General features: G+C 28.7%; 23 protein-coding genes. 17 read left to right on the top strand and 6 right to left on the bottom strand.

Annotation, left to right across the window (positions count from 1 at the left end; genetic code table 11):
• Positions 1-238: 238 nt before the first annotated feature.
• From JYG23_RS10340 to JYG23_RS10310, 7 genes are all read left to right on the top strand, one after another.
• Entirely contained in the window at positions 239-1,381 is a 1,143-nt protein-coding gene (locus JYG23_RS10340) for a hypothetical protein (protein ID WP_207235601.1), read from the top strand.
• Between the two features lie 32 nt (positions 1,382-1,413).
• Complete coding sequence (locus tag JYG23_RS10335; protein ID WP_207235600.1) at positions 1,414-2,559, top strand: SPFH domain-containing protein; 1,146 nt, start codon at positions 1,414-1,416, stop codon at positions 2,557-2,559.
• Between the two features lies 1 nt (position 2,560).
• Positions 2,561-2,944 (top strand): hypothetical protein, encoded by a 384-nt coding sequence (locus JYG23_RS10330; protein ID WP_207235599.1) that lies wholly within the window; start codon positions 2,561-2,563, stop codon positions 2,942-2,944.
• Positions 2,945-3,267: 323 nt separating this feature from the next.
• Positions 3,268-4,164 carry a hypothetical protein gene (locus tag JYG23_RS10325; RefSeq protein WP_207235598.1) on the top strand — a complete coding sequence of 299 codons (897 nt, stop codon included), beginning with the start codon at positions 3,268-3,270 and terminating at the stop codon, positions 4,162-4,164.
• 54 nt (positions 4,165-4,218) lie between these two features.
• Entirely contained in the window at positions 4,219-4,554 is a 336-nt protein-coding gene (locus tag JYG23_RS10320; protein WP_207235597.1) for a hypothetical protein, read from the top strand.
• A gap of 351 nt (positions 4,555-4,905) precedes the next feature.
• On the top strand, positions 4,906-5,361 hold the full coding sequence (locus JYG23_RS10315; protein WP_207235596.1) for a DUF6323 family protein: 456 nt from the start codon (positions 4,906-4,908) through the stop codon (positions 5,359-5,361).
• Positions 5,362-5,383: 22 nt separating this feature from the next.
• Entirely contained in the window at positions 5,384-6,598 is a 1,215-nt protein-coding gene (locus JYG23_RS10310; RefSeq protein ID WP_242631675.1) for a DUF6179 domain-containing protein, read from the top strand.
• Positions 6,599-6,654: 56 nt separating this feature from the next.
• On the opposite strand, the gene megL is transcribed toward JYG23_RS10310, so the two are convergent.
• The gene (gene megL / locus JYG23_RS10305; protein WP_207235594.1) at positions 6,655-7,851 is read right to left on the bottom strand and encodes a methionine gamma-lyase; all 1,197 of its coding nucleotides are present in this window, start codon (positions 7,849-7,851) and stop codon (positions 6,655-6,657) included.
• A gap of 209 nt (positions 7,852-8,060) precedes the next feature.
• Here megL and JYG23_RS10300 point away from each other — a divergent pair, with 209 nt between their 5' ends.
• Positions 8,061-8,975, top strand: a complete 915-nt coding sequence (locus JYG23_RS10300) for a LysR family transcriptional regulator (protein WP_207235593.1) — start codon at positions 8,061-8,063, stop codon at positions 8,973-8,975.
• Positions 8,976-9,040: 65 nt separating this feature from the next.
• Here JYG23_RS10300 and JYG23_RS10295 read toward each other — a convergent pair whose 3' ends face one another.
• Positions 9,041-9,940: an AraC family transcriptional regulator gene (locus JYG23_RS10295; protein WP_207235592.1), complete on the bottom strand. Its 900-nt coding sequence runs from the start codon at positions 9,938-9,940 to the stop codon at positions 9,041-9,043.
• A 115-nt stretch (positions 9,941-10,055) separates the two neighbouring features.
• On the bottom strand, positions 10,056-10,811 hold the full coding sequence (locus JYG23_RS10290) for a TSUP family transporter (protein ID WP_207235591.1): 756 nt from the start codon (positions 10,809-10,811) through the stop codon (positions 10,056-10,058).
• Positions 10,812-11,200: 389 nt separating this feature from the next.
• Here JYG23_RS10290 and JYG23_RS10285 point away from each other — a divergent pair, with 389 nt between their 5' ends.
• The 4 genes from JYG23_RS10285 to JYG23_RS10270 all read left to right on the top strand — a co-directional run bounded on the left by JYG23_RS10285 (position 11,201) and on the right by JYG23_RS10270 (position 15,114).
• The gene (locus JYG23_RS10285) at positions 11,201-13,108 is read left to right on the top strand and encodes an endonuclease MutS2 (protein WP_207235590.1); all 1,908 of its coding nucleotides are present in this window, start codon (positions 11,201-11,203) and stop codon (positions 13,106-13,108) included.
• 186 nt (positions 13,109-13,294) lie between these two features.
• Positions 13,295-14,038 carry a ribonuclease PH gene (gene rph / locus JYG23_RS10280; protein ID WP_207235589.1) on the top strand — a complete coding sequence of 248 codons (744 nt, stop codon included), beginning with the start codon at positions 13,295-13,297 and terminating at the stop codon, positions 14,036-14,038.
• Complete coding sequence (rdgB, locus tag JYG23_RS10275; RefSeq protein ID WP_207235588.1) at positions 14,039-14,641, top strand: RdgB/HAM1 family non-canonical purine NTP pyrophosphatase; 603 nt, start codon at positions 14,039-14,041, stop codon at positions 14,639-14,641.
• Positions 14,638-15,114: a YfcE family phosphodiesterase gene (locus tag JYG23_RS10270; protein WP_207235587.1), complete on the top strand. Its 477-nt coding sequence runs from the start codon at positions 14,638-14,640 to the stop codon at positions 15,112-15,114. The genes rdgB and JYG23_RS10270 overlap by 4 nt, the downstream gene beginning before the upstream one ends.
• A 52-nt stretch (positions 15,115-15,166) precedes the next feature.
• On the opposite strand, the gene JYG23_RS10265 is transcribed toward JYG23_RS10270, so the two are convergent.
• The 3 genes from JYG23_RS10265 to JYG23_RS10255 are packed head-to-tail and all read right to left on the bottom strand — an operon-like array spanning position 15,167 to position 17,393.
• Positions 15,167-16,720, bottom strand: coding sequence for a DUF4153 domain-containing protein (locus JYG23_RS10265; protein ID WP_207235586.1), 1,554 nt, complete (start codon positions 16,718-16,720; stop codon positions 15,167-15,169).
• Positions 16,701-16,931, bottom strand: coding sequence for a helix-turn-helix transcriptional regulator (locus JYG23_RS10260; RefSeq protein WP_207235585.1), 231 nt, complete (start codon positions 16,929-16,931; stop codon positions 16,701-16,703). Before JYG23_RS10260 ends, JYG23_RS10265 begins: the two co-directional genes overlap by 20 nt.
• 9 nt (positions 16,932-16,940) lie before the next feature.
• Positions 16,941-17,393 (bottom strand): DUF2975 domain-containing protein, encoded by a 453-nt coding sequence (locus tag JYG23_RS10255; protein WP_207235584.1) that lies wholly within the window; start codon positions 17,391-17,393, stop codon positions 16,941-16,943.
• A gap of 232 nt (positions 17,394-17,625) precedes the next feature.
• On the opposite strand from JYG23_RS10255, the gene uvrB reads away from it, so the two are divergent.
• The 5 genes from uvrB (at position 17,626) to JYG23_RS10230 (ending at position 25,655) form a co-directional block, all read left to right on the top strand.
• Positions 17,626-19,596, top strand: coding sequence for an excinuclease ABC subunit UvrB (gene uvrB, locus JYG23_RS10250; RefSeq protein ID WP_207235583.1), 1,971 nt, complete (start codon positions 17,626-17,628; stop codon positions 19,594-19,596).
• A 26-nt stretch (positions 19,597-19,622) separates the two neighbouring features.
• Positions 19,623-22,436, top strand: a complete 2,814-nt coding sequence (uvrA, locus tag JYG23_RS10245) for an excinuclease ABC subunit UvrA (protein ID WP_207235582.1) — start codon at positions 19,623-19,625, stop codon at positions 22,434-22,436.
• 178 nt (positions 22,437-22,614) lie between these two features.
• A complete protein-coding gene (locus tag JYG23_RS10240) occupies positions 22,615-24,177 on the top strand; it encodes a M23 family metallopeptidase (RefSeq protein ID WP_207235581.1) in 1,563 nt (520 codons plus the stop codon).
• Positions 24,178-24,241: 64 nt separating this feature from the next.
• Positions 24,242-24,682: an NfeD family protein gene (locus JYG23_RS10235; RefSeq protein ID WP_207235580.1), complete on the top strand. Its 441-nt coding sequence runs from the start codon at positions 24,242-24,244 to the stop codon at positions 24,680-24,682.
• A gap of 28 nt (positions 24,683-24,710) precedes the next feature.
• Positions 24,711-25,655, top strand: coding sequence for an SPFH domain-containing protein (locus JYG23_RS10230; RefSeq protein ID WP_207235579.1), 945 nt, complete (start codon positions 24,711-24,713; stop codon positions 25,653-25,655).
• Positions 25,656-25,659: the final 4 nt, after the last annotated feature.

Raw genomic sequence — 25,659 nt, 5'->3', positions numbered from 1 at the left:
GTCTGTAAAAGCGCTTATGAAATAGGCATTTCTACGCCAAAAGGGGACATAGGTCCCTCTAGCGGATTTGCGTAGTAATTTATTTATTATTATGTAATAAAACAATTATAAAATTATTGAAACATTGGATAAATTGATATATAATATTTGTAGAATTGTATATAAAACAAGTATAAAATGTAAAATTTTATACTTGTTTTTATTTTTTATATTATAGCAAAAAATTGGAGGGAAATGTATGGCAATTGTCTCAGCAAAGTGTCCTAACTGCGGTGGAGAGATACAGTTAGATGATGCAAAAGAAGTAGGGTTTTGCATGTTTTGTGGAGCAAAGGTTATGGTAGAAGATGCTACACAAAAAGTTGAGGTATCTGGTAGTATAAAGCTAGATAATTCTGATAAACTTAAGAATTGTTTGAATTTAGCAAACCGAGCTTTCTTATCTGTTAATTATGTGGAAGCATATAATTATTATACAAAAGTTTTGGAGATGAATTCAGAAGATTATCATGCAATTTATAGAAAAGCATTGTGTGCTGGATATTTATCTAATTTGCAAAATCCAAGAACAAATGAGCTTATAAATGGATTTAAAAAAGCTTTCAATATAATTGGTAATGATGTTGAAAAAAAAGTAAAAATGAGGGAGGAATTAGTAGTTCTTGCATTATCGGTTTTTCCAACTCAAAATATTGCAAAGAAAGGACATAGTTTTAAAAACAGTAGCAGTTGCAGTTGTTATGTAGAATCATTATTCAATGCTATTTGTATATTATATAAAATAAATGAATTAATAACTACAGAAACTGAAGAACTAAAAAAGAAAGTATTAATTCATTTAATAGAATTATGTGACGGCTTTATTGATGGCGAGAGATTTAATTATAGTAATGGATTTTACTATAATAAAGACGGTGGAAGAAGCGCTAGAATTTCTTCATATTATATAAGTAATGATGCAAAAAAAGAAATTATATCAAAAAAAGAAAAGGCTATTGATTGTTATAATAATCTTTCATCAAATCAAAATGGTATCACTAAAATACAAAGTGAAATTGATGATTATACAAAAAAAATAAAGAACCATAAATTAAATATAAAAAAACATTGGAAAGAGTATCCTAAAGAACGTATAAAATTCTTATTAATATATTGGGTACTTCTAGTTTTAGGACTTATTGCGTGTGTTTTATATATTTTTGCTCCGATTGGAATTATATTGTTAATTGTTCGTATTGTTCTATTGAAAAAGATAGAAAAAACTTCTTTTCCAGCTGAACTTATAGCTGAAAAAAAACAAAATAAAGAAAATTGTAAAGAATTAAAGAAAAAAATAAAAGAATTAAAAAAATATAAAAAATCAACTCTTATAGAAAAGTAAAGTAAAAATTTGATGAAGGAAGATAATACAATATGAAAATTTTGAGTGTTATTAAATATGAAGGTAATAATGATGTGTTTGTATGGAAACATCCCAATGAAGATTTTAGCACTGCATCACAACTCATAGTTCATGAATCACAGGAAGCTGTTTTTTTTAAAAATGGTGAGGCACTAGATGTTTTTGAAGCAGGCAGACATACATTAAAAACTCAAAACATACCTTTAATAAGAAAATTTGTTAATCTACCCTTTGACGGTGAATCTCCTTTTCACTGTGAAGTATACTTTATAAACAAAACTCATTCTATGGATATACTTTGGGGTACAAGTAATCCAATTCCAATACAAGATGCGGTTTATGGAATCATTTTACCTATTGGTGCGAATGGACAATTTGCAGTACAAATAGAAGATAGTAAAAAGTTTTTAGTAAAAATGGTTGGAACGGTAAAAAAATTTGATCAACAGAGCTTAATTACAGCATTCCGTGGAATACTAATGACTAAAATTAAAGATTGTATAGCTAAGCTGTTTGTAAAAGACAAGATAACATTTTTGGAAGTTCATTCACATTTAGATAGTATATCACAAGCAATTAAAGAGGATTTATCAGAAGAGTTTATCGAATATGGAATAAAGCTTATTAATTTTAATGTAAATGCTATTGTAGTACCTGAAAACGACCCGTCATACGTTCAACTAAAATTAGCTTTAGCCAAAAAAGCTGAAATGAATGTTGTTGGTTATAATTATGGTCAAGAACGTACATATGATGTTTTAGATAAAGCTGCTTCTAATGAAGGCGCAGGTTCACAAATGATGGGAGCAGGTATGGGGCTCGGAATGGGTGTAAATCTTGGTAGCGTTTTAGGGACTGCTATGGGTGGTGCATTTACTAATATAGATTCTAAAGTTTTATCAACAAATGAAGAAAAAATTAGGTGTAAAAAATGCAATGCTCAGTTACCTAAGGATGCAAAATTTTGTTTATCATGTGGAGAAAAAGTAGTATCAGAAGAAATGGTTATATGTAAAAATTGTGGTCAAGAAACTAAAAAAGGAAATTTTTGTTTACACTGTGGCAATAAATTATCAAATAATTGCTCAAAATGTGGTGCTGAATTACAACCTAATGCTAAATTTTGCTTTGAATGTGGACAAAAGGTAGGTGAATAATTTGAAAAACAAGAATTTGTTATATATATCATTTGTAGGTATTATAATTGCATTATCAGCAATTATGTTTTTATTAAATGATACTAAAGACAATTTGTTTTGGACAACATATATATTTTTAATAGTTTCAATATTGGGTGTTTTCTTTAGCTGTGTAATTGTAACATTCAAGCATAAATCAAAAAATATTGCTTCTAATTTAGTACTAATAACTATATCAATAATATATTTTGTTTTAAATGTTTTAATTTCAATTTTATGCATAAATGTATTAAAGTGTACATTTAAAGTATATATTTCTTTAAGTATTATAACTTTTACAATATTCATAATTTTATGGATTGTAGGATATTGTAGTAGTAATTATATAAATAGTCAAGATTAAATACTGTATTGTATTAAAGTTCTCTTAATGTATTTTTCAAATTTAGGCTCTTTGTAAATAGTTAGAGTGAAAATTAAAAAAAATTTACTCTGACAAAGCAAATAGTAAAGCTTTAAGTGTTTTTTGTTTGTCGAAAACTGTAAATTAAAAACGGACGAAAAAACTTTACAAATATAAATAATATATGTACAATGTAGATGTAAATAATTGGAAGTAAAAGGATAGCACTACTTAAAGCACACTATAAAGTATAAAAATTTTGAAGAACCTAATGAAAAATTAGTAAACCTACTAGTTTTAAATTTAGGTTATTAGGAGAAAAAATGAGAAAGATATTATTTAGTTTAGCAATCTGTATATCTATAATTTTAATTAACACACAAACAGCTGAAGCCACAACTGTAAATGTAACAATACCAAAGTTTCCTGTTACAATAAATGGAGTTGAAATTGATAATACTTACAATAAATACCCATTTATTGTTTATAATGGCATAACGTATTTTCCTATGACTTATAACTACTCTAGATTTATGGGGATAAAAGCTAATTGGTACAATACAGAAAAGGTATTGTTTATTGGTGCGAATGAAGGAAAAGAAGATTACAAAATGTATAAAACTTCTGTTGCAAACAGTAAAAAATACTATTCTGCAACATTACCAACGTACTCAATAGCTGTAAATACAACTAATTATGAAGAATACTTGGATAACAGCCAAGAAACATATCCAATATTAAACTTTAGATGCATAACATATTTTCCACTAACTTGGAGATTTGCTGTCGAAGAATTTTGTTGGAATTACAGTTTTGATAGTGAAAATGGATTGGTAATAAACAATAGTACATCATCTGCTCCAGTTATAGATGACAAAATTATAGCTGATCATTCTCCTCACAAAAGCCCCGTTCGATATTTTAGACAGGATGATATGTATATAGGTTATACTAGTAGTAATTTACTCGGGAAATGTGAATTAATAGTAAAAAAATTAGATGAAGAAGTGAAAGTCTTTAATCTAATTGATGTACTTGGAGTTGATAAAGGATTTTATTATTTTGGAAGTAGCATAAACGAAAATGGATATATGAGCCATAATATCAGTCCATCTTTAGAAGGAAATATATTTACTCTACCAAGTGTACTTCAACTTAACGGTAGAAAAAATGTTATTTTAAAATTCAACATTGATACAGGAGAGATTATTAACGAGTAATAACTTATTGTAATAGCGACTAGCCAATTTTTAGTGTAGGATGTGGTAATGCTAATGAAGTATTTTTCTAATTTATTTAAAACAAATAAATTGATAAAAATATCAAACATAATAGTTTTTATTGCATATCTTTGTTTACTTATAATTAAATATAATAAATATAGTAGAGGTACAGGTTACTTTGTAATAGGCATATTACCTTTTAGTATTGTTTTTGGTAGTATGCTTGCGTGCTTTATTAGAAAATGGTATATAATTATTGTTCCGTTTATAAGTGTAATTGTTTTTGAATGTATTTTTAAAAAATTTAGTTTACTTATATCTGCAATTTACATAATATTACTTATTGCTTATATCTATTTAAATCATAGGTTATGTTTTAAAAAATAGTTCTATGAAATACTGTATTGTATTAAAGTTCTCTTAATGTATTTTTCAAATTTAGGCTCTTTGTTATAGTTAGGGTGAGAATTAAAAATTCTTACTTTGACAAGGCAAAGGGCTATTTTTATTTCTAATAAAATATATAATTTAGGGTACAAAAAAATCACATACAAGAAGATATTGTATATGACCAAGTAAGTTTTGAAAAAGTATTGACTATTTACGATTACGTTCAAATTTTAAAACTTTTCACCTTTATTACAGTCTAAATATACCATAAAAATAGCAAAAAGTCAAGAATTGTAATGGTACATAAAAAGGACTATAATTACTAAATAATATAAAAGAGGTGATCTCATGAACGAAAATATTTTATTACCAGTATTAGCTTTGCAAAAAGAAAATGCAATTAAGGTCATAAGGCAATGTAATGATTTTACAAGCCAATTCGGGTTATCTTTGGCAACTAAAGATGTAAATGATTTAGTAGAATGTCAGCATGAAACACTTAAGTATATGGGTAGAATTGAGTTCGGGAATAGTATTATTCCCAAACTAGTGTTTGAATTTTGTGATTCGCAGTATATTTCACAGGATAATTATGTAGAAGTATTAGAGGATTTACAAGAAATGTTTTTTTATTTTAAGAACGAGTCACTAGACAAAATAAGTGATGATGAATTGATACATGGAATGAAAAAATACTTTGATGGAGAGTGTCAAGGTTCATTAGAAAAATTAAGGTCTACATATTTAGAAAAAATGTGCAAAAATTCTCGTTATAGTCTTGATTTGTATCGTGATATAGAATAAGTGAAAGAGATGGTTGAAGAAAATGAATGGAATTAACAATGCTTTTGATGCTAATGCAAATATGAATGAATTAGCTTTATTGCTGCAACAAAGGGCTAAAAAATATACTGTAAATGATAGTAGTTCTATATCTATTGAAAAAGCTCAACAGCTTATGAGTTCAATTTTATATTGCATTAATGGGTACTTAAATTCAATAGAAACTAATACTAATGTAGTTGTTACTACAACTGAAGCTGATTATGTTTTTAAATTATTTAATGAAGGACTTAAGTTTGAAAAAGCAAACTTTGAATATGCAAAAAATTTATATAAAGATATTCAACATAATGCTCTTAAGACAGACAATATGTCTTATCAAGATACTGTTTTTGATGGATTGGCAGAGTTTTTTAATAAGTATGACGTTCAATATGCTGCCCATGAAACTCCAGGGAGTATAGACTATCAGTTGTTTTTGCCTGTTGAAGAATTAACAGGTATAGAGTATATAGTTAATTATTTAGAGACACTTAGAATTGAAGATTTGTTTTGTAAAAAATTTGATGCAAGCAATATAAAAGCTTTGCTTAAAGGTTATAATTCTGATTATACTATTATGCTTTTAAATATATATGAAATTGTTTTGCTTAATTCAATTGGACTCGCTATGTTACGAAAAAACGTATTGCTACTTAGTATTGATATCAAAGAGAAAAACAAACTCTTTTTTATGCTTAAAGATTTAAGCATTTTTCAAATAGAAGAAAAAGTTTTGAATTCTTTAAACAATATTTTTAAACAGCTTGATATTAATGATGCAAAGCAAAAAAAATATATGAAAAGTTCTGCAATAAAATTGTCAAAGTATATTAAAAATAGTATAGGTCTTAATATTAATGAAATTTTTGTAACTTGTGATTATAGAAAAGATATAGAAAAAGATGAGTATGTAGATGGGCAAGCAATGAATAATAAAAAGCTAAGAAAACTAATATCAGAAATGCAAGAGTGTAGATATACATCAGATAAATTAGCTATTATAAAAACATCAATACACAGTTTAGCTGATTTAGTTGAAATATTAGATAGTTGTATATGGGATGATGAATATGAACAAGTATATAAAATGTTAGGTGACATAGAAATTAATTTACTTGTTAGTCAAATAACAGATAAAATAAATATGGGTGAAAATATAAAAGAATTAAAAGATTGGGAGTTGCAATTATTACATTTTGTTAATAATTATAGCTAAAAAATAACCACAAGGTACAATGTGCCTTGTGGTTACAATGATTTTTGTTCAATTAATTATTTTAAACAACTAAAACCATATTCTAAATCAGCTATAATGTCTTCTACATTTTCAAGACCTACTGATATTCTAACTAAGCTTTCTGAAATACCTTGCTCTTTCAATTCTTCAGAAGAATAAGGAGAGTGAGTCATACTTGCTGGATGCTCAATCAAAGTTTCTGCATCTCCTAAACTAACAGCTATAGTACAAAGTTTTAAGCTGTTAAGAAGTTTAATTCCTTCGGCTCTTCCACCTTTAACTTCAAAAGCTACTATTCCACCAAATTTACGCATTTGCTTTTGAGCTATTTCATAACCTTCAAATGATTTAAGTCCTGGATAAAATACTTTATCAACCATAGGATGTTGTTCAAGGTAGTTTGCAATTTTCATTGCATTGTCGCAGTGCCTATCCATTCTAAGTTCAAATGTTTTTAATCCTCTTAAAATCAAGAAAGCTTCAAATGGTCCCATAACTGCACCAGTCATGTCTTTTAATCCAAATAATCTAACTTGATTTATAAAATCTTTTTTTCCTAATACAAAGCCTGCTATAACATCTCCATGACCGTTAAGATACTTAGTACCTGAGTGAATAACTGCATCAGCTCCTAGTTTAAGTGGGTTTTGTAAATATGGAGTAGCAAAAGTATTATCACAAACTACCATGATTTCCTTTTTATAATTATGTACTAATTCAGAAACTGCTGTTATATTAGCAATTTTCAAGTTAGGGTTAGCAGGTGTTTCAAGATAAACAGCAGCAGTATTAGGTTTAAGTGCTTTTTTTATTTCATCTAGATTAGAAGTATCTATAAATGAAACTTCAACACCATATCTTGTTAAACCATGATTTAAATAAGCAAATGTACATCCGTACAATGTTCCATCAGCTATAACGTGATCTCCTGCTTTGCACATAGTCCAAAATATTGATGAAACAGCACCAATACCTGAAGCAACAGCAACACAATCTTCAGCGCCTTCAAGAGCAGCAACCTTTTGCTCTAAAACAGAGGTAGTTGGGTTTCCTAGTCTTGTATAGATATATCCTTCCTCTTCACCCGCAAATTTTCTTCCACCCTCTTCACAATCGTTGAAGTAGAATGTAGAAGTTTGATAAATTGGCATTGTCAAAGCTTGATATGTTTTGTCTTTTTTGTTACCAGCGTGAATAGCTTTAGTTCCAAATCCGTAATTTTTGTTTTCCATGATAAATTGTATCCTCCTATTTATAATTTATATATAGTAAATTTTAATATGTTTAGCAAATTTTACTTTTATTGTATAACATAAATATACTATTTTTATGACTAGAAGTGATAATACTTATTTTTTGTATCTAGTTATACAAATAACATATAACTGTTGACGTTTTCCTTCTGCATAAGTATAATGAAAATTAAGGGTAGGTGGTTAAAATGACGTTTCAACAATTAGCATTTGTAGTTGAAATTGTAAGATGCGGTTCAATCAATAAAGCAGCTTCTAGTTTGTTTATATCTCAATCTAATATAAGTAATTCTATTAAAGAATTAGAAAGTGATTTAGGTATAAAAATATTTAATAGAACAAATAGAGGTGTAGAATTAACAAACAAAGGAAGAGAATTTATTAGCTTTATTAGACCAATATTAGAACAAAAAGAAAAAGTTGAAAATTTTTATTCAAACGAAGTAGCAGAACCACTTTTAAGTTTCAATGTTTCTTCACAAAGATATCCATTTACGGTAGATGCATTTATAAGGTTTTTGAAAATAAAGAATGTAGATAGATATGATTTACACATAAAAGAAACAGATATGTATAAAGTTATAGATGATGTATACAACAATAAAAGTGATATTGGAATTATTTTTATATCTGATATGACAGAAAAGTATATTGGAAAAGTGTTAAAGTCAAAATATATAGAATTTAATGAAATAAAAGTTGTTAAACCGCACGTGTTCCTTAGGAAGATGCATCCTTTTGCTAATAAAAAAACAATAGATATAAATGAACTTTATGAATACCCTTATGTAAAATTTGGTCAAGAGAATGGGCTATCATTAGATTTTTCTGAAGAAATATCAATAATAGACTTTAATAATTCAAAAAAAACTATATATATACATGACAGGGCAACTGCATACAATATTATTGCAAATACAGATGCTTTTTCTGTAGGAAGTGGAATAATACCAAAAGGCTTTGGTGATGATAGGATAATTACTATTCCTATAAGTAACAACAGTCAAAATATGAGATTAGGATGGATAAAAATAAGGAGTAAGCAAATAACTAGTGAAATTGAAGACTTTATTAGTTGCTTAACAGATGCAATAAATTCTTAGCGGTATAAGTTATTCAATGAAAATGCAATATCTTTATCAAAAGATATTGCATTAACAATGTTTCATTATATTTTTTCTACAGGTCTTGCTTCAATATATCCTCTGTACCCCATAGGGGCAAGTTGAAATTTTGGAGCAGCTTCCAGTGCCCATTTGTAACCGTAAATGACAGGGTCAAATTTGTCAATGTGTTTCCATACTTCGTCAATTTCATTCATAAAGTCATCATCATTATATGGTTCACCTTGGAATACCATCATTTTGCACGGTGGTAATTCTATTAATTCGAATCCTTCTGGAATTATATTAGAGTAATCAAGTGGAATTTCAACTCCCTGTACATATTGAGATGTTCCTTCAGGTATAAGGTGTTTTGGTAGCCACATTCCTATCGGTTCATATAATGCTTCTTTTACACTTGTAAGAACAGACCATACATCACAGCCTACTTCTTCACAATACTCAAAATAATGTCTTGCTTTTATACCTCTTTTTAATAATACTTTTCTTGCCTGACGTTCTATAATTTGTACAAATACTGATTTTGTGTTTCTATCACTCATACTATTCTCTCCTTTATGAAATGCTTGGTAAGTGTCAAAAACTTTGTAAGGTATAAATAATTTTATTGGTGGTGTATTCAAGCTATATTTTTTAGGTGTTACTCCAAATTCTTTTGAGAACGCTCTTGTAAATCCTTCTTGTGAGTCAAACACAAAATCCAGAGCGACATCAATGACTTTTTCCTTTCCATCTCTAAGTGTAAGAGCTGCTTTGGTCAGTCGTAATGCTCTGATATAGTCAAATGGTGTTTTTCCCGTAATATTTTTGAACAACCTTGCAGCATGCCATGGCGAATATCCTGCTGCACTAGACAGTCCTTTAAGAGTAATTTTTTCATATAAATTCTTGTCAATAAACTCCTGCATGCATTGAACTGCCAGAATTATTTCAACCTCACTCATTTCTTCACTTCCTTATATTAATAGTATAAATGAAAGTAGTTATATTTTCTTGACTTTTATTGCTAAATTTATAGGACAGTAATTCAGAAGAAAATTTGAAAGTGTTTTTTTATTATTAAAATATTTCAACAATCATTTTAATAGCAGTGGCTAAAGCTATAATAATAAATATAGGCTTTATAAATTTAGAACCATTTTTCAAAGCAAATCGTGTTCCTAAATTGGCACCAATAATTGCAAAAATAGCAACAGGTATTCCATAAGTATACATAATTCTACTATTTACGGCATAAAGAATTAGTGAAACTATATTGCTTGTAAAATTCATAACTCTTGCTGTTCCTGAAGCTCTTGTAAAGTCATAGCCGAATATAGTTATAAGTCCAAATGTTAAAAATGTTCCTGTTCCTGGTCCGAAAAATCCATCGTAAAATCCAATAAAGAGAGCTAAAATACAGGAAAATATAATATTAAGTACTGTGTATCCTTTGAAATTTTCTTTTATTCCTAAACTTTTAGAAAAATAAGTATAAAATCCAATAAAAATAATTAGTACAGTAATAATCGTTTTTAAAAAACTTTCAGGTATACTAAGGGCTGTGTTAACTCCAATAATTGCTCCGATAACAGTAAAAGGTAAAGCAAATTTAAGTACTCGATAATCAGCTTTTTTGCTTTTTATAAATTTTATGGAGCTTGTTAAAGAAGCACTTGTTGCTGAAAATTTATTTGTTCCATTTACCATTGTTGGAGGCAATCCAATTAGAAGATATGCTGGAACACTTATTAGTCCTCCACCGCCAGCAATAGAATCTACAAATGCTGCTACAAAACCTGCGATACATACAAATATTAATGAAAATATAGACATTTTATTCCCTCTCAAATATAATTTTGTCATAGTAATTATACAACAGTATTTGTTGTAAATAAAGAAATAAAAATATTTTGACATATTTTACTTATTTGTATATAATAAAGTATATTTAAAAAATTGAGGTGCTTTATGAGCGAGGTAGTATCTAAATAGAAAAAAATTGAACAAACAATGTACAAAACGAGGGATTTAAATATCTTTTTTTTAGTGTACAGTTTGTGTTTCTATAAGGATACAAAAACCGCCAATATAAGAGTATCAACAATTTATTTTTACTAATAAATTATGATTATTAAGCGTGTTTAAGTACACGCTTTTTTTGTTTTAATTATTGTCCTTATAGAAAAAACAGGTTAAAAAATTATAAAAATAAGGAGATTATGATGAACGAGCATATTTTTGAAAAATTGGAATATAACAAATTAAAAGATAAGGTAAAAGAGTGTTGCGTTAGTAGTTTGGGAAGGGATTTAATAGATAAACTAGAACCAACAGGCAATATTAAAACAGTTCAAAATAGACTGAATGAAACGACAGAAGCAAGAGCTTTACTGGATTATTCAGGTGCTGTACAACTAAACGGAATAGTAAATATAAAAGAAATAATAACTAAGGTTAAAAAAGATATGATTTTAGACCCTGAACAATTAATAAATGTAGCAGCATTTTTAAGAGGTTGCGGTAAGATTAAAACATATATGAAGGATAAAGAATTTTATGCACCGACTTTGTATAGCTATAGTTTTAATTTAGAGGATCTTAATTACTTAGAAGAAGAAATAGAATTAAGTATAAAAAACAATCGTTTAAGTGATGATGCAACGACAGAGTTAAAAAAAATAAGGAGGCACATAGCTCAGCTTGAAAGTAAAATAGATGAGGAACTTAATAAATTTTTGAAAAATCCAAATAATAGTAATTTTATTCAGGACTTTTTTGTAACACGAAGACAAGGAAGATTGACTGTTCCTATTAAATCATCTTATAAAAACATGGTAGCTGGCATAGTGATTGAAAGCAGTGGAAAGACTGCATTTGTTGAGCCGAATTCAGTAAGCAAATATACTCAAAAGTATACACAATTAAAAATTGATGAATCAGAGGAAGAATACAAAATACTGTCCAATTTGACTTCACATGTATATGATAATTTGTATACGTTTGAAAGAAATATTGAAGTTATGTCTCACTATGACATGGTGTTTGCTAAAGGTAAGTATAGTAAAGCAATTGGTGGAATAGCACCAAAATTAAATAATTATGGATATACAAAAATAGTAAATGGAAGGCATCCACTTTTAGAAGGCAATGTAGTACCACTAAATGTAGTTATAGGTGATAAATATAGGTCGCTTGTAATTACAGGACCAAATGCAGGTGGAAAGACTATAGTGCTTAAAACTATAGGATTACTAACACTTTCTATGCAATCGGGCTTTCATATAGCAGTTGACGATGATACAGATATGTCAGTTTTTGATAGAGTGTTTGCTGATATAGGCGATGACCAAAGCTTAGAAAATTCGCTAAGTACTTTCTCGGCGCATGTAAAAAATTTATCGTATATATTAAGACAAACCAATAAGTCAACACTTTTGTTATTTGATGAAATAGGTAGTGGAACTGAGCCAAATGAGGGTGCAGCACTTGCCATAGCAATACTCGAAGAAGTTTATAGCAAAGGGGCTATAACAGTTGCAACTACACATTACAATGAGATTAAAAACTTTTCTTCTAGTCATCCCGATTTTGAAAATGCAGCTATGAGATTCAACAAGGATACTTTGGAACCAATGTATCGAATGATTATAGGTAAATCGGGAGACAGTAATGCTTTATGGATATCTAAAAAAATGGGAATATACGATGACGTGCTAAGAAAAGCAGAGAAATATATGAAAGATAAAACATATAACCTTAAAATTATTGATAATGGAAGAAAAAGAATAAAAAAAGTAAAAGTAATTGATGAGGTTAAATATAATTATGAAACTGGAGATAAAGTTTTTATAAATGAAATAAATGATAGTGCTATAGTGTATAAAGAAAAGGATGAGTATAATAATGTAGTTGTATTCTGTAATAATGAATTTAAAACATATAATGTTAAGCAACTAAAATTGCAATATGCTAGAAAAGAACTGTATCCAGAAGATTATGATTTGAACACACTTTTCTCAAGCTATATGGAAAGAAAAGTTGAAAAGGATATAAAACGAGGTTCTAAAAAAATGTTAAAAAGAATTCATAAATATGGGTATGAGAAAACCATAAATAATAAAAAACATTAAATTTATGTAAATTTAGAGTATGCTGAGACTAAAATAAATGAGATAGATTAGTTTAGCAAAAGTTGCGAATAAGCACTTGCTATGCTATAATTAAGAAAAATTAGCTTGAAAAATAATAGTATAAATTGTAGAATTTATGTAAATAATAAAAAAGTCACAAAATTTATATAGCGAGAAGGAAATTAAATGGTAATAGTAAGAGAAAGAAATTTAGATGATATAAGACAAGTTAAAATAACTAAAGATTATATAAAACACCCAGATGGTTCAGTACTTATAGAAATGGGTAATACTAAGGTTATATGTACTGCAATGGTAGAGGAAAAAGTACCACCGTTTTTAAAGGGTGCAGGCAAAGGTTGGGTATCAGCAGAATATTCAATGCTACCTGGCTCAACAATAACAAGAAAAATTAGAGATATAAATAGATTAAAGCTTGATGGAAGGTCACAAGAAATACAAAGACTTATAGGAAGAGCCTTAAGAAGTGTTGTTAATTTAGAGGCACTTGGAGAAAGAACATTGTGGATTGACTGCGATGTAATACAGGCAGATGGAGGAACAAGAACAGCTTCAATAACAGGTGCTTTTGTAGCAATGGTGCTTGCATTTAGCAAGCTTAATAAAAATGGAATAATAGAAACTATTCCTGTAAATTCTTTTTTATCAGCAATAAGTGTTGGTGTAGTAAATGGAAAAAATATGTTAGATTTATGTTATACAGAGGATAGCAATGCTCAAGTAGATATGAACGTTGTTATGACAGACAAAGAGGAATTTGTTGAAATTCAAGGTACAGGAGAAGAATCTCCATTTACGCATAAACAATTTTCAGATCTTTTAGATTTAGCGTGTAAAGGTTGTAAAAAGCTTAATGCAATACAAAGAGATGCAATAGGCAAAGAAATATGCGATAAAATAGGTGAATAAATGAGTAGGAAAATAATATTATCTAGTGGTAATGAACACAAGGTTAAAGAAATCAAAAAAATTTTAGAAGAGTTTAATATAGAGATTATTACAAAAAATGAAATTGGATTAAAGGATTTTGATGTAGTAGAAGATGCAGATACCTTGGAAGGTAATGCTTTTAAGAAGGCTGAAGAACTTTCAAAACTTGTAGATGGTATTGTTTTGGCAGATGATACTGGGTTGTTTGTAGATGCTCTTGACGGTGAGCCTGGAGTGTTCTCAGCTAGGTATGCAGGGGAAGGTTCAAATGATGAAAAAAACAGGTTGTTACTTTTAGAGAAATTAAAAAACGTTCCTATGGAGAAAAGAACGGCTTATTTTAAAACTGTTATAGCTTTAGTGTTAGAAGATGGTTCAAAGTATAAGACAGAGGGTATATGTAATGGTAGAATAGCATTTGAACCTAATGGAAATAACGGATTTGGTTATGATACATTATTTATTGTTGAAGGATTAGATAAATCCTTTGGTGAAATGACTGATAAAGAAAAAAATTCACTTAGTCACAGGGCAAATGCTCTTAAAAATTTAAAACATATTTTAGGAGAATTATTGAATTGAGAATTTTAGTATTAAGTGATACGCATGGAAATATGGACTATACATTTTTAAATAAAATTAAAAAGCATGGAAAATTTGATATGTTAGTTCATTGTGGGGATTGTTGCAAAGATGTAAAATCTATATTAAAAGAAACAAATATAGATGAATACATAAATGTAAATGGAAATTGTGATATCCATAATGAAGCAAATGATAGTGAAAAAATAATTGTGGATGGTAAAAATATCATTATAACTCATGGACATATATTCGGAGTTAAAAAAAACTTAGAAGAACTTAAAAATTATGCAGAGGGTGAAAATGCCGATATAGTATTTTTTGGACATACACATAAATCATTTTCACAGTATTTTAATAATATTTTATATTTTAATCCTGGAAGCGCATGCTTGCCAACATATGGAACATATAGTTATGGAATTGTAACTATAGAAAACGGTCAAGTTTTTGACGAAATAATTGAATGGTAATAATTGAAAATATAAAATGCTGAAAATAAACTTCAGCATTTTTATTTTTTAATTAATTTGTTTTATTAAAAAGTATATCATTTGCTCTTTTCCTTGAAAGATTGAAGCTTTGCCAGTTCGACAATTCATTACATTCTTCAAAATTTCTTTCGAAATAATATTTAGCCTCTATATAGTATTTACTATTAGTATCATCTAAAAACCTTGCTATTTGTGGAGCTGCATCTGCTGATAAACTGAACAAATAGTCAGTATCTAGGTCTTTTGCTTCATGGTTCCCTTCGTAGTACATATCAATGTTGTTTTTCGCTATAAAATAGTCAATATTAGCAAGATTAACGGTTAAGTAAAAAATTAAACACATAAATGTATACACAAATATTATATTAAAATTTGGTTTATATATATAATAGAATAATACAATCAAAGCTGCTGCTTCAAATACTAAAAATATTAAAACCAATATTCTAAGTCTTGTTAATCCATATGCACTATTATATAAATGCATTCTATAATAAGATGAAATAAGTAAAACAACAGTTATTGTGCATAAATAAAATAAAAAACCTTTAGATAATATAAATCCATTTTTATGAGAAAGTGTATCTTTAAACTTTGATATGACAGTTATTATATATATTAATCCAATATTTATAATACTTAAAAACAATAATTCGAAAAATCCACGCCTTGCATATTCTGCATATGTAAATCCATAAGGTATAGCTTTACCAGAAAATAAGTATTTAAATTGCACAAATGTGAATAGTGTGTATACAATCAGTACAGAAGTAAGAACTATGTTGATAACTATAAAGTCACCTTTATTTATATCTTTAGACGATACTTCATCATTCATGCCCATAATATTTTTTAATTCATTAATTTTATTTTGTTCAGAAGTAAAGTTCTCACAAAGCTTTTTAGGAGCTTCTTTTCTATTAAGTTTGTCAAACGGGTTGTAAAACAATCCAAACAAATAAAGTCCTGCTAAAAATCCAATTATTATTTTTATTATAGTAGTAGGATTTAGTTTATTACTAAAACTATTCAAAATTTGAGATGTTTTTTCACTAAATATAATATCCGCTGATGAAAGCATGAATATCAAAAATGTTATACAAGGTATTGATATTACTATACCTAACAAAACTTTTAGAGCAAGCTTTCTATTTGGATTATTTTTGGACTTTTCTGAAAGCCATTTAAAGGGAATACTGAAAAAGCATAGTGGCGTAAATATGGTTTTAATTATATTAGCTAGAAAAGAATAATCCTTGTTTCTAAAATTCAAGTCATTGCTCAACATTAAAACCATTGCGCTGTAAAGTACAAATATAGCAATAAAATTAGTAAATCTAAAAATAAACATGTCACTGGTAAAAAAGCTTAGACACAGCATAAAAATAGGTAAGAACAGCAGTAAACCTTTTTTATTTTTAAATACTTGTTCATTTTTTGTTAAGTAATATATCATAGTAAATTGTAATATTGAAAATAATGCAATTCCAATACCTAAATTTTGTACCATAATAAATATAGGAAAACTTATTGCTGAAATAATACTGTATATAAGTAGCTTTGTTTTAGTTAGGGAATTCATCATTATCACCTTCATCTGAATATTCAATTATATCTCCAGGTTGGCATTTTAACTCCTTACAAATTTTTTCAAGAGTTGAAAATCTTATTGCCTTTGCTTTATTATTTTTAAGTATTGATAAGTTTGCTGGTGTTAATTCTATTTTCTTAGCTAAGTCTAAAAGTCCAATTTTCCTTTTAGCCATCATTACGTCTAAATTTATTATAATTCTCATATCTACCTCCTATATAGTTAAGTCGTTGTCTTCTTTAAATTTAACTGCCTGTTTAAATATATCCTTTAAAGTTAAGCTTAGAAGACCTGCAATTATAAAAACTACTACTATAATAACAGTTGCATATGTGAACCAAAAAAGAAGTTTAATAGTAAAAATTAAAGCAATAATAAATGCAGCTATGCCCATTTTTTTAAAAGAAATGACATTATCAAGTATAAAAGGATTTCCCTTAAAAATTGTATTAATCATAATTCTAATTTGGTTTAAAATGTATACAGCAAGTATTCCTGAGATAAATATAGTTATAATAGTTGGAATTGTAAGACTTTTATCTAAACTGTAAAGTTTAATTGCCTTAGGAACAATATATGGAACAGCTAAAGTTGTGGCTATTCCTAAAAATAAAATAATGTTTACTAATATTTTTGTGAATTTTGTAATGGGTTTGATTTCGTACATTATGTACCTCCAAAATAATATTTATAATATAATTATACTGCTATATTTCCAAATGTCAATAATAAATTATTGATAAACAATAAATAAATATTTATAATCAATTATAAACAGCAAATATATTAGACAATAATTAGAATTCACCAATCCGTGGTATAATAACATTACACAAATAAGTTGACACAAAATTACTGTTAATATATAATAAAAGCGAACAAATGTTTCGAGGTGACTAATGGGTAAATTTAAAATTCATTCTGAATATAAGCCTACAGGAGACCAACCACAGGCTATAGACGATTTAGTAAAGGGTATAAATAACAATTTAAAATTTCAAACGTTATTGGGTGTTACTGGCTCAGGAAAGACATTTACAATGGCAAATATCATCGAGAAAGTGCAAAAGCCTACTGTTGTTTTAGCACATAATAAAACTTTAGCAGCGCAACTATGCTCGGAGTTTAAAGAATTTTTTCCGGAAAATGCGGTAGAGTATTTTGTAAGCTATTATGATTACTATCAGCCAGAGGCATATGTGCCAAGTAGTGATACTTTTATAGAGAAAGATTCTGCTATAAATGATGAAATAGATAAGCTTAGACACTCTGCTACAGCTTCTCTTTTCGAAAGGAAAGACGTTATAATAGTAGCTAGTGTATCTTGTATATACGGGCTTGGTAGTCCAATTGATTATGAAAATTTAGTCATTTCTCTTAGACCAGGAATGCAAAAAGATAGAGATGAAGTTATCAAAAAACTCGTAGAAATTCAATATAAAAGAAACGATATTAGCTTTACTCGTGGTAATTTTAGAGTAAGGGGAGATGTTTTAGAGATATTTCCTGCATCATCTTCTGAAAGTGCTATAAGAGTTGAGTTTTTTGGTGATGAAATAGAAAGAATAACTGAAATTAACACTATTACAGGTGAAATGCTGGGTAGAAGAAATCATATTTCTATATTTCCGGCTTCACACTATGCAACTACTGAAGAAAATATAAAACGTGCAGTAGTTAGCGTTAAAGAAGAATTAAAGGATAGATTAAAATATTTTGAAAGTGAAAATATGCTTCTAGAAGCACAGCGTATAGAGCAAAGGACAAATTATGATTTGGAAATGCTAGAAGAAATGGGATATTGCAATGGTATAGAGAACTATACAAGACATATTAACAATTTACCAGAAGGGGCAAGACCATTTACTTTACTAGATTATTTACCAAAAGATTTTTTGATGTTTATAGATGAATCCCATGTTAGTGTTCCACAAGTTAGAGGAATGTTTAATGGTGATAGAGCGAGAAAGCAGACTTTAGTTAACTATGGTTTTAGATTGCCTTCAGCACTTGATAATAGACCTCTAAAATTTGATGAATTTGAACAGATCATACATCAAGTTGTATTTGTTAGCGCAACACCTGGACCATTCGAAAAAGAGCATGGTCAAAACGTTGCTGAGCAGATTATTAGACCAACTGGATTAATTGACCCACCTATATCAGTTAGACCAGTTAGTAATCAAATTGATGACTTAATGAAGGAAATACGAGCTATTGTTGAAAAAGGTGAAAGAGTTTTAGTTACAACACTAACTAAAAAAATGGCAGAGGATTTAACATTCTATTTTAAAAATGCTGGTATAAAAGTTCGGTACTTACATTCGGATATAGATACAATTGAAAGAATGGAAATTATTAGAGATTTAAGAATAGGTAAATTTGATGTATTGGTAGGAATAAATCTATTGAGAGAGGGATTAGATTTACCTGAGGTTTCACTCGTAGCAATTCTTGATGCAGATAAAGAAGGATTTTTGCGTTCTGAAACATCGTTGATTCAGACAGTTGGTAGAGCTGCTCGTAATGTTAATGGTAGAGTTATAATGTATGCTGATAAGGTTACTAGATCAATGAATAGAGCAATAACAGAAACGGAAAGAAGAAGAAAAATACAAAATGAATATAACATAGAGCATGGAATTATCCCTAAATCTATTAAAAAGGGAGTTCGTGATGTTATTGAAGCAACTAAGGTTGCAGAAGAAAAAGAAGATTATAAAGTTAATAAAAAACAAGATATAAATGTTTCAGAACTTCTAATAGATCTTGAAAAAGAAATGTATAAGGCTGCAGAAGATTTAGAATTCGAACGAGCAGCTCAAATTAGAGATGAAATTAAAAAATTAGAAAAGCAGTATAATCTATAATATGGTTTTGTGAGGAGAAAATTACTATGGATAAAATTATAGTTAAGGGAGCAAAAGAACATAATTTAAAAAATGTTGATATTGAACTTCCAAGAGATAAATTTATAGTGTTTACAGGATTAAGTGGTTCAGGAAAAACTTCACTTGCCTTTGATACTATATATGCAGAAGGACAGAGAAGGTATGTAGAAAGCTTATCTTCATATGCCAGACAGTTTTTAGGTCAAATGGATAAGCCTAACGTGGAGTATATAGAAGGGTTATCTCCAGCTATATCGATAGATCAGAAAACTACTAATAGAAACCCTCGCTCTACCGTTGGAACTGTAACAGAAATATATGATTATTTGAGATTATTGTATGCACGTATTGGTACTCCGTATTGTCCAAACTGTGGCAAGGAGATAACATCTCAGACAGTAGACCAAATTATAGATAAAATTATAGAGCTGCCTGAAAAAACCAAGCTACAAATACTCGCTCCAGTTGTTAGAGGAGAAAAAGGAACACATAAAAAGCTTATAGAAACCGTAAAAAAAGACGGGTATGTTAGGGTAAGAATAGATGGTGAGCTATATGATTTAGATGATAATATAAATTTATCTAAAACTAAAAAACACAATATAGAAGTTGTTATTGATAGAATTATTATAAAAGAAGGAATAGAAAAAAGACTTGCGGATTCAGTTGAAACAGCATTGAAGTTAGCAGAAGGTTTAGTGCTAATAGATGTAATTGATAAAGAAGAAATGCTTATGAGTACAAACTTTGCTTGTATTGATTGTGGTATCGGATTCGGGGAGATTACACCAAGAATGTTTTCTTTTAATAATCCTTTTGGAATGTGTAAACCATGTTTAGGACTTGGAGTGAAGAAAGAAATAGATGTAGATTTAATAATTCCAGATTGGAATAAAACTATTGCACAAAGAGCTATAGTGCCATTTGGAGCAGATGAAGAAGGGTACTATTTTCAAATATTTAAAGCTATTGCAGATTATCACAAATTTGATATAAGTAAACCCCTTAGTGAGGCACCACAAGAATTTATAGACGAAATATTGTATGGTACAAATGGTAGAGAATTAACTATTAAATTTGTGAGTAAATTTCAAGGTGAAAGAACTCACGTTAGGGATTTTGAAGGTGTAGTTAACAATCTTGAGAGAAGATATATTGAAACAAAGTCACCTGATATGCAAGCATGGATAGAAGGCTTTATGAATGATACACCATGCCCACATTGTCATGGGGCTAGACTTAATAACATTAGCTTATCAGTTAAAGTTGGAGGAAAAAATATTTATGAAGTAACTAATTTATCTATAATAAAGTTACTGGAATTTTTAGACAACTTAGTTTTATCTCCTAAACAGGAATTCATAGGTCGTCAAATATTAAAAGAAATAAAAGAGCGTACGAGTTTCTTAAGAGATGTAGGACTTAAATATTTAACTCTTAGTAGAAATGCAAGTACTCTTTCAGGAGGAGAATCACAGCGTATAAGGTTAGCAACACAAATAGGTTCTAGTTTAGTAGGTGTTTTATATGTATTAGATGAGCCAAGTATAGGACTTCATCAAAGAGATAATGCAAAGCTTATAAAAACACTTAGAAATCTTACTAATTTAGGCAATACATTAATTGTTGTTGAACACGATGAAGAAACTATGGAGAGTGCAGATTATATACTTGACATGGGACCTGGAGCAGGTATTAACGGTGGAGAAGTAATAGCATTTGGAACATTTGATGATATCAAAAAATGTGAAAAATCCATCACTGGTCAATATTTAAGTGGTAAGAAAAAAATTGATGTTCCAGAAGTGAGAAGAGAACTTGGAGATAGATTTGTTGAAATTAAGGGTGCTAAAGAAAACAACTTAAAAAATATAGATGTAAAAATACCACTAGGTGGACTTGTTTGTATAACAGGAGTTTCAGGTTCTGGTAAGAGTACACTTGTAAATCAAATACTATTAAAAGGATTACATCAAAAGTTAAGTAAAACTAAGGTTAGAACAGGTAAATATGACGAAATTTTAGGTATAGAAAATATTGATAAGGTTATAAGTATAGACCAATCTCCTATTGGAAGAACTCCTCGCTCAAATCCTGCTACTTATACTGGGGCATTTGACTACATTAGGGATGTATTTGCTATGACTAATGAAGCAAAGACAAGAGGATATAAGAAGGGAAGATTTAGCTTTAATGTTAAAGGTGGAAGATGTGAAGCTTGTAGAGGTGACGGTATAGTTAAAATTGCAATGCATTTTTTACCTGATGTTTATGTTCCTTGTGATGTATGTAAGGGTAAAAGATATAGCAGAGAAACATTGGAGGTTAAATATAAGGGCAAAAGCATATCCGATGTTCTTGATATGACAGTAGAAGAGGCATTAAGCTTTTTTGAAAATATACCTAAGATAAAAAACAAGCTTCAGACAATGTATGATGTCGGACTTTCATATATTAAGCTTGGTCAGCCATCTACTGAGCTATCAGGTGGAGAAGCACAGAGAATTAAGCTTGCATTCGAACTTAGTAAGCGTGCTACAGGCAAAACACTTTATATGCTTGATGAACCAACAACGGGATTACATGTAGCAGATATACATAAGCTAATAGAAGTTATAAATAAGCTTGTTGAAACTGGCAATACTGTTTTAGTTATAGAGCATAATTTAGATGTTATAAAAGTGGCAGACTATATAATTGATTTAGGACCTGAAGGTGGAGACGGTGGAGGACAGGTAATAGCAACAGGCACACCAGAAGAAGTGACGAAAGTTAAAGAATCATATACGGGACAATATTTAAAGAAATATTTAAACTAAGAATTATATTAAATAATAAGAACTTAAATCATAGAGAGATTTAAGTTCTTTTATTTCTGTAGTTCCTTTAATCATTACGATTGCTTGATGTAACATAAAAAATCTATTTCAAATCTAACATTTGTATATTTTTTTAAACTTAACCAATAATATAATTAAAATACTTGAGGTGAAGTTTATGAAGAAAAGTAGTGTTATAGCTTTCTTAGTTTTTATTGCTATCATTTTGGCTTGTAGCGTTAAGCTACTAAGTATAAAAAAAATCGAACTTACAAATTTAAAAAATAACGAAATTAAAATGGTATATTCTAATGATGATACGCTAAATATCATTAAGCATGCTACTAGAAATTGCAATAAAATTGATAAAGAAATAAATACAGAAAATTATGATTATAAACTTGTGATAGAGCATTATGTTGGAAAGAATGAAATAGCTTATTTATCATTTGATTATAACAATAAAAAAATATATTTAATAAAAAACGGTAATATTTATGAAATCAAGAAAAACGCAACAGAAGATATTTTTATATGTGAAGATTTTTCATATATTTATATAGAAGCAACAGCACCAAAAATGATTTTAAAAGAAAATAGTAAAGAATTGGAGTTATCAAAACAGTATAATTGGGCATATAAAAAGATAAATAATAGTCTTTATGAGGAAAGAGTAGAAATAAATGAGGATAAAAATGTATTAAATATTAATGATTTAGAGAATTATAAAATAGAATTTGATATTATTCCTGATAATTATATAATTAAAGTATTTAAAAATGGAAAAGTTATTAAAACAGCTAAAACTATAAAAGAAGCTTTTGAGGATATAACTAAAGATGGTAACTATTTAGTTGAAGTTGAAGCAGAGTGGTATAAAAAATTAGGAAGGGATAACTATGGGACTCAAACGATTGATTTTTTAGCGAATTTAGATTATCCAGCAGAATTAGAAATATTATCAACTAATAATTATCCGGGAGATATTCTTTCTGTATTTGTGAAAAATGTAAATGAGGATGATACAGTAAATTTATTATGTACAGCTATTAATTTTGAAACAAAAAACTACACATATAATGGTGGTATAATTAATATAATGCCAATAAGTGTAAATGCAATTCCTGGTCAATATGAAATTAGGTGCATTGTAAATAAAGGGAAAAAAAATGAATACTGTTTGTCTAAAGTCTTTACAGTAAATGAAAAAAAATTCAAAACACAATATTTACAAATAGACGAGAGTATAAGTGACAAAACCAGAACTGAAATTGCTAATCAGGAGTATTTAAAAATCGTTAAATCTTCAAGAGAGTGTTCTTTTGATGAAATGCTTTGGCAGGATAAATTTATTATGCCAGTAGAAGGTGTTTTAACAACTGATTTTGCAGAAATAAGGTATATAAACGACGAAAAAGAACCAACAGTACATTCTGGAATTGATTTAGCAGCACCTACTGGTACTAAAGTAAAAGCATCTAATACAGGTATAGTTAAAGTCTCGAGGTACTTAACGCTAACTGGCAATACAGTAGTTATAGACCATGGTATGGGTTTATTTACAACATATTATCATTTAGATTCATTAAACTTAGTAGAAAATAATATAGTAAACAAAGGAGATATAATTGGAACTTTAGGCACTACAGGTTTCTCAACTGGCCCACATTTACACTTTAGTGTTAGTATTTACAATGAGTGTGTTAATCCATATCAACCTATTACAGGATTATTTAAATAAAATAGTAAATACTATTTACATTTATATTATATTAGTGTATAATGAATTTATTGGAGGTGTTTTTATGGAAAATATGGGAATAGCTTGGGTTGTAGTTATGGTAGCATCATTAATAATTGAAGGATTAACAATGGGACTTGTAACTATGTGGTTTGCTTTTGGAGCATTAGCTGCTTTTATAACATATAGTTTTGGAGCAAGTTTAATGGTTCAAATTATTGTATTCTTAATTGTGTCTATTGTGTTATTAATATTCACAAGACCTATAGCTAAGAAATATCTCAAAATTGGAAAGACTAAAACAAATGTAGAAAGTTTAATTGGAGAAAAAGCAAAAGTTACATCAAAAATTAACAATTTGAATTATCAAGGTAAAGCTGTGATAAAAGGGCAAGAATGGACAGCAAGGTCATCGTATGATAATATAGAAATTGAAAAAGATGAAATTGTATGTATAAAGAAAATTGAAGGAGTCAAGTTAATTGTTGAAAAACTCAGCAATTAAAAATATTATATTTAAATAGGAGGAATTTATGGAACCAATATTACCATTATTACCATTAATAATTGTAGCGGTTTTAGTTATTTTAGTTATTAGCAATATAAAGGTAGTTCCACAAGCACACGCATATGTTGTTGAAAGATTAGGCGCATATCAAAGTACTTGGAGTGTTGGATTACGTTTCAAGTTGCCATTAATTGATAAAGTTGCTAAAAGAGTATCTTTGAAGGAGCAGGTAATAGATTTTCCACCACAACCAGTTATAACAAAGGATAATGTTACAATGCAAATTGATACAGTTGTTTATTTCCAAATTTCTGATCCAAAATCATTTGCATATGGGGTTGACCACCCAATGTCAGCAATAGAAAATTTGACTGCAACAAGTCTTAGAAATATTATTGGTGACTTGGAATTAGATGAAACCCTTACATCAAGAGAAATAATTAATACAAAAATGAGAAGTGTTCTTGATGAAGCAACTGATCCATGGGGTATTAAAATCAACAGGGTTGAACTTAAAAATATTATGCCTCCATCAGAAATACAAGATGCAATGGAAAAACAAATGAAGGCTGAAAGAGAAAGAAGAGAACAAATTCTTAGAGCTGAGGGTGAAAAGAAATCTGCTGTATTGGTATCAGAAGGTAAAAAACAATCTGTTATATTAGAAGCAGAAGCAGAAAAAACGTCAGCAATACTTAGAGCAGAAGCTAAAAAAGAAGCTGCTATTAGAGAAGCAGAAGGCGAGGCAGAAGCAATAATTAAGGTTCGTCAAGCTGAAGCAGAAGGTATAAGATTATTGAATGTATCAGAACCGACTAAAGAAGTATTAACTTTAAAGAGTTTTGAAACAATGTTAAAAGTAGCTGATGGAAAAGCAACAAAAATAATAATCCCATCAAATTTACAAAATATGGCTGGATTGGCAACAACGTTTGCAGAAACTATAAAAGATAGTAATATTGAAAAATAGATAC

The organism is Sedimentibacter sp. zth1 (genome assembly GCF_017352195.1).
Taxonomy (GTDB): domain Bacteria; phylum Bacillota; class Clostridia; order Tissierellales; family Sedimentibacteraceae; genus UBA1535.
Note: the sequence above shows the minus strand (reverse complement) of the source record. Positions and strands in the feature narration are given on the sequence as shown.